Source organism: Enterococcus pernyi (genome assembly GCF_045371165.1).
GTDB lineage: Bacteria > Bacillota > Bacilli > Lactobacillales > Enterococcaceae > Enterococcus_B > Enterococcus_B pernyi.
Map to the genome: position 1 here is coordinate 330,643 of NZ_JBIQDM010000001.1, position 13,260 is coordinate 343,902.

At 41.1% G+C, this 13,260-nt stretch carries 9 protein-coding genes; all 9 read left to right on the forward strand.

Annotated features, from left to right (window positions below; translation table 11 throughout):
• Positions 1-103: 103 nt before the first annotated feature.
• The 9 genes from ACH0AK_RS01695 (at position 104) to ACH0AK_RS01735 (ending at position 13,250) form a co-directional block, all read left to right on the forward strand.
• Entirely contained in the window at positions 104-3,115 is a 3,012-nt protein-coding gene (locus ACH0AK_RS01695; RefSeq protein WP_023519000.1) for a bifunctional FdrA/YlbE family protein, read from the forward strand.
• Complete coding sequence (locus ACH0AK_RS01700; protein ID WP_010736500.1) at positions 3,108-3,983, forward strand: oxamate carbamoyltransferase subunit AllH family protein; 876 nt, start codon at positions 3,108-3,110, stop codon at positions 3,981-3,983. Before ACH0AK_RS01695 ends, ACH0AK_RS01700 begins: the two co-directional genes overlap by 8 nt.
• Complete coding sequence (locus ACH0AK_RS01705) at positions 3,953-5,197, forward strand: MFS transporter (RefSeq protein ID WP_023519001.1); 1,245 nt, start codon at positions 3,953-3,955, stop codon at positions 5,195-5,197. The genes ACH0AK_RS01700 and ACH0AK_RS01705 overlap by 31 nt, the downstream gene beginning before the upstream one ends.
• A gap of 22 nt (positions 5,198-5,219) precedes the next feature.
• Positions 5,220-6,158, forward strand: coding sequence for a carbamate kinase (arcC, locus tag ACH0AK_RS01710; protein ID WP_062805817.1), 939 nt, complete (start codon positions 5,220-5,222; stop codon positions 6,156-6,158).
• Positions 6,159-6,164: 6 nt separating this feature from the next.
• Positions 6,165-7,379: a dicarboxylate/amino acid:cation symporter gene (locus ACH0AK_RS01715; RefSeq protein WP_010736497.1), complete on the forward strand. Its 1,215-nt coding sequence runs from the start codon at positions 6,165-6,167 to the stop codon at positions 7,377-7,379.
• 203 nt (positions 7,380-7,582) lie between these two features.
• Complete coding sequence (locus tag ACH0AK_RS01720) at positions 7,583-9,424, forward strand: beta-glucoside-specific PTS transporter subunit IIABC (RefSeq protein WP_023519004.1); 1,842 nt, start codon at positions 7,583-7,585, stop codon at positions 9,422-9,424.
• A gap of 31 nt (positions 9,425-9,455) precedes the next feature.
• Positions 9,456-10,916 carry a glycoside hydrolase family 1 protein gene (locus tag ACH0AK_RS01725; RefSeq protein WP_197970083.1) on the forward strand — a complete coding sequence of 487 codons (1,461 nt, stop codon included), beginning with the start codon at positions 9,456-9,458 and terminating at the stop codon, positions 10,914-10,916.
• A gap of 50 nt (positions 10,917-10,966) precedes the next feature.
• The gene (locus tag ACH0AK_RS01730) at positions 10,967-11,806 is read left to right on the forward strand and encodes a PRD domain-containing protein (protein WP_010736494.1); all 840 of its coding nucleotides are present in this window, start codon (positions 10,967-10,969) and stop codon (positions 11,804-11,806) included.
• A gap of 505 nt (positions 11,807-12,311) precedes the next feature.
• A complete protein-coding gene (locus ACH0AK_RS01735; RefSeq protein WP_010736493.1) occupies positions 12,312-13,250 on the forward strand; it encodes a 2-dehydropantoate 2-reductase in 939 nt (312 codons plus the stop codon).
• Positions 13,251-13,260 lie beyond the last annotated feature (10 nt).

Below are 13,260 nucleotides of genomic sequence, written 5' to 3' on the forward strand. Positions count from 1 at the left end.
TTTTATGGATAAAAAGTATAGCATTCTTTTAGAAATACGTCCGATGAAAACACTTTCTTAATCTTCTACAATGACAGTGTAAGAATGAATAAGGAGGGGCATTATGTTAGAAACGGTTGTTTTACCAAATAATTATCAAGATTCCATCAACTTGATGCTATTGACTAATCAAATCAATTCGCTTGAGGAAGTCAACATGAGCCAGATCATGATGGGAACGGATGCTAATAAAGATATTTTGAATAACACGTCACTTTTAACAGAAAAGGCACAAACTGCGTCTGCGAACGATTTAATGATCGTGGTAGAGAGTGAGGATGAATCAATCATGGAAAAGGTACTGCCAATGATTGATGATTTTTTAGCGGATCTATCAGCAAAAGAGACAGCACAACCGAATAAATCAGTGACCACGTGGAAAGAAGCATTGAAACAATTACCAGATGCAAATGTCGCCTTGTTTAGTATTCCGGGGGAATACGGCGCAGCAGAAATGGCACGTGCGTTGAAGAATAATCTGCATGTTTTTTCATTTACGGATAATATTGCGATCGAAGATGAAGTCCGTCTGAAAAAACTAGCGCATGAAAAAGGATTACTGATGATGGGGCCAGATTGTGGGACAGGTATTTTATCGAGTATCCCAATTGCTTTTACGAATGTTGTCGCACCTGGAAATATTGGCGTAGTTGGTGCATCTGGTACGGGTATCCAAGAAGTGACGACAATCATTGATCGTCTAGGTGGAGGTGTGGTTCATGCCATTGGTACCGGTGGTCGTGACTTGAGCGACATGGTGGGAGCAATAACGGTCAAAGATGCAATCGTGGCACTTGAAAACCATGAACCAACAGATGTGATCTGTGTGATTTCTAAGCCACCTGCAAAAGAGGTACGTGACGAGGTAGTGCAATTATTGCAGAGTATTTCAAAACCAGTCGTCGCTATATTTTTAGGAGAAAAACCAACGAATCACGAAGGAAAAGTCTATCTGGCACACACGTTAGAGGAAACTGCCCGTATCGCTGTGGATTTAGCAAACGAAGCAACAGTGAAAAAAAATTACTTTGAAGCACTAGAACAGCCGGGTGTCTTGACGCTTGCTAAAGAAAAAGTCGTCAAAGGGCTATATTCTGGAGGAACGCTCGCAGCTGAAGCAGGCATGCTGATTTCAGAAGCATTAGATTTAGGTGGTCTGGTCAAAGAAGATGGGTATATCTTGAAATCTCAAGGGTATGAAGTGATTGATTTAGGAGATGATCGTTATACACAAGGTAAACCACATCCAATGATCGATCCGGAAGTCCGGATCCATAAAATAGAAGAGTACGCCAAGGAAGAAGAAACTGGCGTCATCTTATTTGATATTGTTTTAGGATATGGTGCCCATGAAGACATGGTGGGTGCATTGTTACCAACGATCCAATCTGTGCAGTCAGAAGCGGAAAAAGCAGGACGTGAACTTTATTTCGTGGCGACAGTGTGTGGGACGAAGAATGATCCACAAGACTACCAAAAATCAGTGGAACGTTTGAAAGAAGCAGGTGTTTTTGTCGCAGAGAGTAATGCTAAAGCGGTTCAACTGGCGTTGTTGTTAAAAGGCATCAGATTGTCTGAAGCAGATAAAGAAGTCTTAGCATATGATGGAAAAACAGTTTCTGTACCACAACCGAGTGAGCAAGTCATGGAGTTGTTGACGACGAAACCGCGTGTAGTGAATGTCGGTTTGAAAAGCTTCAACAAATCGATTGTCACCTATGGTGGACAAACAGTCCAGTTGGATTGGCGGCCTCGCGCGAGCGGTAACAAGAAAATGATCAAAATTTTAGATGCGTTGGAAGAGCATCAGGAGCAAATTGATGAAGAAAATCAGAAAGTGACAGAAAAAATCAAGAACGCACAGCCGTTTCTGGTCGATGTGGTCCCTGCAAAAACGGTGATTCCTGAATTAAATGATCCAAAGCAAAAAACACTATTGCATGCAGGCCCGCCAATCACTTGGGAGGCGATGACCGGACCGATGCGAGGCGCGTGTCTAGGTGCAGCGTTATTCGAACGTTGGGCAGAAAACGAAGAAGAAGCATTAGCACTTTTTGAAGCAAATAAAGTGCGATTCATTCCTTGTCATCATGTACAAGCAGTAGGACCGATGGGAGGGATCACTTCTGGTGATATGCCGGTCTTCATTGTTGAAAACCGGAAAGAAGGCAATCAAGCCTTCTGTATCTTGAATGAAGGTATCGGTAAGGTATTACGTTTTGGTGCGTATTCCCAAGAAGTCGTTGATCGCTTAGATTGGATCAAAGAAGTACTAGGACCAACAATCCATCAAGCATTGGCATTCACCGAGGAAGGATTGAATCTAAATGTTTTGATCGCCCGGTCGATTACGATGGGGGATGAATTCCATCAAAGAAATATTGCTGCTTCTTTGAATTTCCTGAAAGAAATCGCTCCATTGATCATTCAAACGGAGATTCCTGAAGAACAAAAATATGATGTAATCAAGTTCTTAGCAGATACGGATCAATTTTTCTTGAATATCATGATGGCTACGGGAAAAGCAATCGTCGATGGTGCGCGCCAAGGGACTAAAGGAACAATCGTGACAACGATGACACGTAATGGTGTCGATTTTGGTGTCCGAATCGCAGAAACAGGCGATACATGGCATCTAGCGCCTGTAAATACACCAAAGGGCTTGTACTTTACAGGATTCAATGAAGAAGATGGTAATCCCGATATTGGCGATAGTGCTATCACTGAAACTGTCGGTGTAGGTGGAATGGCCATGGTCGCAGCACCAGGTGTGACCCGTTTTGTTGGTGCAGGTGGTTTTGAAGATGCGTTAGCAACCTCAAATGAAATGGCGAAAATCTGCGAAGGGCATAACCCAACGTTTTCGATACCAACTTGGGATTTTCAAGGAACTTGCTTAGGAATCGATATTCGCAAAGTGGTGGAAACAGCAATCACTCCTGTTATAAATACTGGGATCGCGCACAAAAATGCTGGAGTGGGGCAAATTGGCGCAGGTACAGTTCGGGCACCACTCGCTTGCTTTGAACAAGCCTTAGAGGCCTATGCTAAGGAGCTAGGGATCAACGTTGAGTAATCAAGAAATTCAAATGAGCGAGTATCTATCTCCACTTTTGCAATTTGGAAAAATAGGTGTGATCCACAGCGTATTTGAGCATTCCTTTAATGTTGAAATCAAGCAACAATTGATCAATATCGCCTGTTTTCATGACTATCTATCTAGTTTTGGTATCAATCTTCCTGAAGATCGATTTAACACACTTGCTTCGGCTCTTCAAACAGGAAATCGTGTAAAAATAAGTGATGATGTATTGACGATTTACAGTATTTCAAGTGTCAGACAAGTGACATTAAAACCGTGTCGGCTGGTTCCTCTCAACGTCTTCACGTTAGGGCTATCGAAAAAACAACTACTTTTATTGAAACCATTTTTGGCTGAAAAAAACTGGCAGACAAAAATCGGGTTACCGGTAGATAAACGTGCATCCACGCTGTTTGCTCGAATGGCACAACCAAACAGAGAGTGGACGACAACTGAATGGCAAGAAGTCGTTGGTTATCTTTTAGGCAGAGGCAAAGGGTTGACGCCTAGTGGTGATGACCTATTGATGGGTTATCAGCTTGTTTTAGGGACTGTTTCAGATCCCAGAGGAATCGCGCTAGCGGTTGCTCTGGGAGAAGCCCAAACGGCAACGACTGCAATCAGCCAAGCATATCTAACTTGTGCGACAAAGGGGTACGCCAATTCACTAGTGTATCAATTATTTTCAGACTTAGCACAAAACCAAGAGGAGAAAATAGAAGAACAGTTAGAGAAAATCATGAGAATTGGTCATTCTTCGGGAAAGGATCTAGCTTTTGGTATTTGGTTGGCGCTACAAGCAATCGAAGGAGAAGAAAGTGAGGGTGAAACATGGAAGCGAGTAAACAAAAACAAGCAGTAAGAGTCAGTGATACTTACTGGATCAAAGTAGTAGCAATCTTTTTTATTGGTTGGATCTTGATGTATGCCACACGAACGATTTTTAACCCGATCATGGGAGTGGTCGGGGAAGAATTCGGTTTAAGCAATACGCAATTAGGCTTAGCAAATAGTATCTTTTTTCTGACATATGCCATCGCTCAGATTCCTTTTGGGATCGTCGGAGACAAAATTGGACGAAAGTTAGTCATCACAGTGGGATTTTTACTTTTGGCAGTAGCGACATACTTCACCGGATTAGCCACGACGTTTATTTTATTCTTAGTGATTCGTGCCATCGCTGGGATCGGGCAAGGTGCTTACTACGGTCCACAGTTTGCCTTGTCGACAGAAGCGATTCCAAAGAGTAAACGGACGATTGGAAATGCCATCATTAATAGTGGTATGGCTTTTGGAACATCAGGCGGTTATCTTCTATCAAGTAAATTGGTCTTAGAAAACGGGGATGATTGGAGCAAGCCATTTTATCTGATGGCGATTCCTACATTGATTGTCGGCATTTTGTTTTATGTATTGTTGAAAGAAAAAGTGATCCGTCCGGGTGAAGAAGCAGAAGTGGAAGAAGGTCCAAAAGAAAAAATTTCTTTGAAGCAGATTTTTACAAATCGTAACTTAGTAGCAGCCTTTATTTTATGTTTTACCAGCATTTATGCTAATTTTGTGATTCTTACTTGGTTGCCGCAGTTTTTGATTGCAGAACGTGGATTTACTGGAGCGAGTGTTGGCTTTATTTCTTCTTTAGTCCCTTGGGCATCGATACCAGGCGCCTTACTCTTTGCACGGATCAATGATAAGACAGGAGCGACGAAGAAACTAGTCTTTGTTTTGGTTCCATTAGCAATCGTTTCGGTTTTTGCTATCGCTTTTGTTACCAATCGTACCTTATTGATCACAGTGCTGATTCTTTATGGATTGACTGGGAAATTAGCACTTGACCCGATCATGGTGACGTTTGTCACGAAACATGCACCAAGAGCAGCCTTAGGAACGACGTTAAGTGCGTATAATTTTATCGGGATGTCAGGATCGATTTTAGCTCCTTACGTTACTGGTTATTTAGCAGATACTTCAGGTTCGATGCAAGTTGGTTTTTACCTCTCTTGTGTCTTGTTGATCATCGGGTTGATTCTCTTTGCCCTATTGGCAAAAGAGGATCGTACACAAACGCTGAAGTAATAGAAAGAGGTGTAGGAAAGACATGGGATTAAATGTGATTGCTTTAGGTGGGAATGCTATTTTAGAAACTGATCCAACCGATAAAGGACAAAAAGCCATAGTCGAACAGGCGGCTGAAGCTATCGCAGCTTTTGTTGAACAAGGAGAACAAGTCATTCTTTGTCATGGCAATGGTCCGCAGGTTGGCAATTTATTATTGCAGCAACAAGCAGGAATAAGCGCAAAAAATCCTCCAATGAGCTTGGATACATGTGTCGCAATGACACAAGGAAGTATTGGCTATTGGTTACAACAAGCGTTAACCAATGCGTTTACGCAACATGGGATCACCCAACCGGTCGTTTCCATCGTGACACAAGTGTTAGTTGATCCGAATGATCCATCGTTTCAGAAGCCAACGAAACCGATTGGACCATTTTATACAGAAGAGGAGGCAAAAAAATCGGTACAAAAAAATGAAGGAACATACGTGGAAGATGCAGGACGTGGTTATCGTAAAGTCGTTGCATCTCCTCAACCAAAAGAAATTGTGGAAAAAGAAGCACTTCAAGCGTTAGTAGCAGCTAATGTTGTCACGATTTGTGCAGGTGGAGGTGGTATCCCAGTAATTGAATCATCTGGGCTTTATCAAGGCGTGGAAGCGGTCAATGATAAAGATTTCTCAGCAGCCGTATTGGCAGACGCTGTGGGTGCCGATCGTTTGATCATTTTAACTGGTGTCGAGCATATCTATATCAACTATGGAAAACCAGAAGAACAAGCCTTAGAGACGATGACTCCCGAAGAAGCAAAAGAATACGTAGCTGGTGGTCATTTTGCAGCTGGAAGTATGTTGCCAAAAGTAGAGGCAGCGGTCCGTTTTGTTGCAAGTGATCCAAAACGTCAAGCAGTCATTACTTCCATTGAAAAATTGAACCATTTGACTGAAGGTGCGGGAACAGTGATCCAACAAACGAGGTAACGAGTGATGAAAAAAAATGCCATGATCATTCAAATTAGCCTTGCATTGGCTTTAGGTATTTTGGTAGGGATGTTCTGGCCAATGAGTGCGTCTGTGTTAAAACCGATTGGCGAAGTATTTTTACGACTGATGCAGATGGCGATCCCATTATTGATTCTTGGTCAGATCATTCAAGCTTTAGGTAGTATTGATTTGAAGGAATTAGCAAGTATTGGGACACGCACCTTGCTCATCTTTGGGATTTCCTCCTTATTGGCAGCTTTATGGGGTGTGTTATTGGCTGTTTTGTTTACGCCTGGATCTGGCATGGAACATATAGAGCGATTAAGTCCTACGATCGAGGCGCAAGAGCTGTCGATTCAAGAAACGTTTCTCCAGTTTGTGCCTAAAAATATTTTTGAATCCCTTACGCAAGGTTCGATTATCCAAATCATTGTTTTCGCGATTTTTTTTGGCCTAGCCTTGAATCAATATGGACAAAAACAGCCCCAATCGAAGTTGTTTCAACTAATCATTGATTTTAACGAAGTGATTATCCAAGTCATCAAATATGTGATGCATTTTGCCCCTATTGGGATATTTGCCTTGGTGAGTAGCAGTATCAGCCAATTAGGCGCACAAGTCATTCTGCCAATGGTAAAATATCTACTGGTGTATAGCTTAGCTACAGTATTGTTCTTACTGGGATGGTTAGTTGTTGTCAGTATATACGGCCGATTACATCCGTTAAAATTGATCATGAATATGAAGAATATGTCGATCATGGCACTTGCAACGACTTCTTCAGCCATCACTTTACCAATCGAATTAGAAGAAACACAACATAAATTAGGGTTGAGTAAGCGAATCAGTCACTTAGTCTTACCATTAGGAATGTCATTGAACAGTAATGGCTCAGCAATGCACATGGCACTGACGGTGATCACGATCGCCCAGATGTACCAAGTAGAGTTTCGATGGACGACCATGGTCTATCTTGCGATTTTAGCCACTTTTATTTCTTTAGCCAATGCGGTAGTTCCTGGTGCGGGGCTCGTTTCTTTAGCCATCATCGTGCCGCAAATGGGGTTACCTATTGAAAGTATTGCCATTTTTGGCGGTGTTGAATGGTTGGTAGGGATGTTGCGTACGATTTTGAATGTCAATTCTGATGTGTATTCAGCAATCCTCGTGGCGAAATCAGTCGATGAAATCGATTATGAGATTTTTAGCCGTGGCTAAATGAATAAAAAGAAAGGGGTTGCAATTTTAAAAAATACTTGTTATAGTAAATGTAAATAAAACAGGCATGTGACTGGTAAAGCAGGCAGGACCTAAAGAAAGACACACAAAGAATCCTTTGTTGTTATTTCTTATGGTCTTGCCTGCTTTTTTCTTTTTTGTCTGCGCAGCGAAAAAGAAAAACGAAAGAAGGAGTGGAAAAAATGGATCATCAAACTTTAGCAAAGCATATTTTACAATTCGTTGGCGGAAAAGAAAATATCATTCATTTGGAACATTGTTCAACTAGACTTCGTTTTACGTTGAAAGATGTCAAACAAACAAATCGTGAAGAGTTAGAACGCTTAGATGGGGTCATTGGTGTTCGGAGCAATGCTCAATTCCAAGTAATCATTGGGAATGAAGTAGTGGAAGTTTATGACGAATTAGCCAAACTGATCGGAGAAATTTCGGCAGATCAGAACATAAACAAAGAAAAGAAACCTATTGGAACAATTTTACTTGATTTTATCATTTCAGTCTTTCAACCGTTGGTCCCTGCGATTGCAGGTGGCGGTGTCTTAAAATCACTTTTACTGCTCTTATCTTTATTGGGTGTGATGGATGCAAACTCATCTACTTACCTGCTATTGAATTTGATCGGAGGAGCGCCTCTTTACTTCTTACCGATTTTAGTTGCGATGACGACGGCAAGAAAGCTAAAAGTCAATGAAATCGTAGCTGTTTCAGCAGTGAGTGCTTTGCTTTTACCAGAAATGGCAACCCTTCTAGCAGACGGAACCTCCTTTCTAGGGTTCTCAATTGAAAATATTGCGTATGCTTCTCAAGTCTTCCCAGCAATCTTAACGGTGTTGTTTTACAGTATCGTCGAAAAATATGTCACGAAAATTTCTCCGAAGCCGATTCGTATTTTCTTTGTTCCGATGGTTGCTTTATTAGTGACTGTCCCAGTTGCACTGCTGATTTTAGGACCGTTAGGCTATAACGTTGGTAGCGCATTCTCATATTTGATCGTCGAGTTATATCAACGATTAGGCTGGTTAGCGACAGGCTTACTTGCCGCAGTTCTACCATTGATGGTCGTTACTGGCATGCACAAAGCGATGATTCCTTATGCTGTTTCTTCAATGGGAGAGTTAGGAAAAGAGATGCTCTATTTACCGGCTTCTTTGGCACATAATATCGCTGAATCTGGTGCATGTTTTGCCGTAAGTTTAAAGACAAAAAATACAAAATTGCGACAAACAGCGATTTCTGCAGGAATCTCAGCTTTATTTGGTATCACTGAACCCGCATTATATGGGGTCACGATCTTACACAAACGGGTATTGAGTATCGTGATGGTTTCTAGTTTCATCGGCGGGATATTTGCCGGGATCATGGCTTTAGAAGCCTTCGCATTGGTTGGACCAGGGATTGCGAGTATCACGATGTTTGCTAGTGCAGATCAACCGATGAACCTTGTCTGGGCATTTGTCTGTACAGCTCTTTCTTTTGTCGTGTCGTTTGTAGGTGGCTTGGTATTTTTTAAAGATCAAGAAGAAGCAACTTCACAAGAAGAGAACGAGAGTCGTAGGGGAGGAACTTGGGGTATCGTGAGCCCAGTCAAAGGTCAAGTGATTCCTCTTGAAACAGTCCCAGATGATGTCTTTTCTAGTGGGATGGTTGGCGAAGGTGTCGGAGTCATTCCAGAAGAAGGTATTGTTTTTTCTCCTGAAGAAGCACAAGTGACCATGCTATTTGAGACAGGTCATGCCATCGGCTTACGAACGGTGAGCGGAGTAGAATTACTGATTCATGTAGGAATCGATACAGTCAAGTTACAAGGTGAAGGCTTCCAGGCTTTTGTTAAAGAAGGTCAGATGGTACAACCAGGCGAGCGTTTGCTTGCGTTTGATATTGAAAAAATCAAACAAGCAGGATTTGATCCAGTCGTTGTGGTGGTCGTGACCAATCAGAAGGAGTATCACATCGATCATCAAGTAGAAAATCAATCAGTGACACCCGAAACTGAGTTATTGATGATTTCTGCTTTAGTAAAATGAAGAAATGAAAGTGAGGAATAGAAAAATGGATATGACACAAACAGGTTTTCCCGAAGGATTTCTATGGGGAGGTGCAATTGCAGCAAACCAAGTAGAAGGAGCATGGGATATTGGTGGAAAAGGGCTATCTGTGGCAGATGTTGCAACTTATAAACCTAATGTAGACAACAAAGATTACGCAGCCCATGTAGGGGTGACAATCGAAAAAGTAGAAGAAGCAATAGCCGACCTTACAGACAAGTGGTTCCCTAAACGACGAGGGGTCGATTTCTATCATCGTTACAAAGAGGATTTAGCTTTATTTGCAGAAATGGGGTTTACTACATTACGTTTGTCGATTGCGTGGTCCCGACTCTTTCCAAACGGGGATGAAAAGACAGCTAATCCTGAAGGTGTCTCATTTTACAAAGAAGTTTTTAAAGAAATGAAGCGCTTAGGAATCGAACCGATTGTGACCTTGTCTCATTATGAGATGCCATTAGCATTAGCGATGAAAGGCAACGGTTGGATTCAACGAAGTGTGGTGGATGACTTTGTTCGATTTGTAGATACTTGTTTTGACGAATTTGGGGAGTACGTTCATTACTGGTTGACGTTCAATGAAGTGGATAGTATTTTTAGACATCCATTTACGACTGCCGGGATTTTGACTGATACGATCGAACCAGACAAAATCGAAGCGGCTATCTATCAAGCGTTACATCATCAATTTGTGGCAGGGGCTTTAGCAACGAAACATTGCCATGAAAAGATCCCTGGTAGCCAAGTTGGTTGTATGTTGACCAAATTGATGACCTATCCGTTGACGAGTCGACCAGAAGATGTGGAACGAACATTGAAAAAGAATATGAACAATCATTTTTATGCGGATGTTCAAGTCAAAGGTATGTATCCGCCACTCGTTTTGAAAGACTTAGCCAACCGTCATATCACGATCGACATGTTACCTGGTGATAAAGAATTATTGAAAGAACATACGGCAGACTTCCTATCGTTTAGTTATTATATGTCTATGTGTGAATCCGCAGATCCAAAGGCAGAGCGGACACCGGGGAATACCGTTTTGGGTGTTAAAAATCCTTATTTAGAAGCGACAGATTGGGGCTGGCAAATTGATCCTTTAGGCTTGAAAATTTCTTTACTAGAATTATATGACCGTTATCAAGTACCCTTGATGATCGTTGAAAATGGCATGGGGGCTTTTGATGAAGTGATTGACGATGAAATCCATGATCCCTATCGAATCGCCTATTTTACTGCACATTTCAAAGCAATGAAAGCAGCCATCGATGAAGGGGTTGATTTGATTGGGTATACAAGTTGGGGACCTATTGATTTAGTCAGTGCCGGAACCTCTCAAATGTCAAAACGTTACGGATTCATTTATGTAGATGCAGATGATGAAGGAAATGGAAGTTATGATCGCTTGCGTAAAGATTCATTTTACTGGTATAAAGAAGTTATTGGAACGAACGGTCGATCCATCGAGTGAAGGAACTGTTCGATGCGCTCAAGGAGTAACCATGAGCGAAGGAGGATATCATGAGGAAAATACTAAAGGTGCTTAACTCCAGTGTGGTATTGATCGACAGCAATCAGCAAAAAATGATTGCTTTAGGAAAAGGGATCGGTTTTGGCAAAAAGCCCGGTGAGATCATCTCGGATGATTCGATTGATGAGATCTATCTGCCCTATGATGAAGGCAAAGCCATGCAATTATTGGATTTGATCAAAGAGGTTCCTTTGACCTATTTTGAATTAACGAAAGCAATGGTCTCCAGTATGGAGAAACGACTAGGGAAACGGTTAAACTCTAGTATTTATTTAACATTACCTGATCATTTACATTTTTCAGTTGAACGTATGGCCAAAGGAATCATCATCACCAATCGGTTATATTGGGAGATCAAGAATTACTATCCGGAAGAATATCAAGCAGCGGAGCAAGCGCTAATGATCTTCAATGAAAAATCCGATGTCGAGTTACCCATTGAAGAAGCGGCAAATATCGCCTTTCATGTCATTAATTCATTGTCTCAAGAAAGTCAGGGAACCGATAGTATGAAGCAAGCGAAAATGATTGGTGGCATCGTCAACTTAGTAAAATATTCGATTCGAATCGACATTGCTCCAGACTCGATCCATTATAGTCGTTTTATTACTCATGTTCGTTTTTTCGTTGAACGGTTGTTTGCGAATAAAATGCTGGATGGACAAGATGATGGGCTATATCAGCAAATGTGTACCTTGTATCCATTGGCGATGGAAAATGCAGACAAAGTAAGGCAGTATATCCAGAAAATGATCCAACAGGAAATCACGAAAGAGGAAGTTACCTATCTAGGTGTGCATATCAATCGATTGATGCGGCACCCTGATTGAAAAAAATAGACAAGATTGCGTAATGAATAGCAGCAAGCCAGTGATCCTTTCTGGTAGCTGCTTTTTTTTAAAACAAATAGGAGGAATAGGATTTTTTAGCGAAATATATGTTTATAAAGTACCAGATAACCTGTTTTTTGGATCGGATCGTGTGGTAGTTCACAATTGTATCTGATTAGTTATATAACGTAGTTGATTTGAAAATTAACAAAAATAATCGAGGTTATATTAAAAAAACGGGTTGTTTTTAGTGTATAATACTCCTTAGTGTCGTACGACAACCCATCTACTAGGGCTTAAAATGGATAGATAACGCTTACGTTTGTGAGTAATCAATCAGGCTATTTGAAATAAATCAAAGGAAATGGGAAAATGAGTCAAGTAAAATAGTTTTTCAAGCGAATGATCAGTCATAACTAGTGGACATTGTGAATGATTGAATGATCGTGAGAGGAATTATTTGCTTATTCGTCGTATAACCAAATTAAAGGGGGAGAACAAAGAAATGAAGATAGCAATTGCTGGTGCAGGTGCAATGGGGAGTCGGTTTGGACTCATGTTGCAAAAAGGTGGAAATGACGTGACATTGATCGATGGTTGGAAAGACCATGTAGAAGCGATCAAAGAAAACGGATTGAAAGCTAACTTTAACGGTGAGGACATCGTTGTCGATATCCCAGTCGTTCTTCAATCAGAGATCAATGACGTAGAAAAAGTTGATTTGATCGTCTTATTCACGAAAGCAATGCAACTAGAAAAAATGTTGGAAGATATCCGTCCAATGATCAAAGATGAGACAAAAGTTCTTTGTTTATTGAATGGAATCGGCCATGAAGATATTATTGAAAAATTTGTACCAATGAAAAATATTTTTATTGGTAATACAATGTGGACGGCAGGCTTAGAAGGTCCTGGACGTGTGAAATTATTCGGTAGTGGTTCAGTAGAACTACAAAACTTAGGAGACGGTCAAGAAGAAGCTGCGAAAGAATTGGCAGAAACTTTAGCTGACTCTGGTTTGAATGCGAAGTATTCAAGTAATATCCATTACTCGATCTATCGTAAAGCTTGTGTCAATGGCACGATGAACGGCTTATGTACGATTTTAGACGTGAATATGGCAGGACTTGGTCGTACTTCTACAGCTCATGATATGGTTGTTGCTATCGTAAATGAATTTGGTCAAGTAGCAAAAGCCGAAAATATTGATTTAGATGTGGAAGAAGCAGTCGCCCACTGTGAAACTTGCTTTGATCCTGAAACGATCGGTATGCACTTCCCATCAATGCATCAAGATTTGATCAAAAACAACCGTTTGACAGAAATCGACTATATCAACGGTGCGATTTCACGTAAAGGAAAGAAATACGGGATCGCTACGCCTTACTGTGACTTTTTGACAGCGCTCGTGCATGCAAAAGAACAGATTTTAGAGGCGAAATAGGAGGAACAAA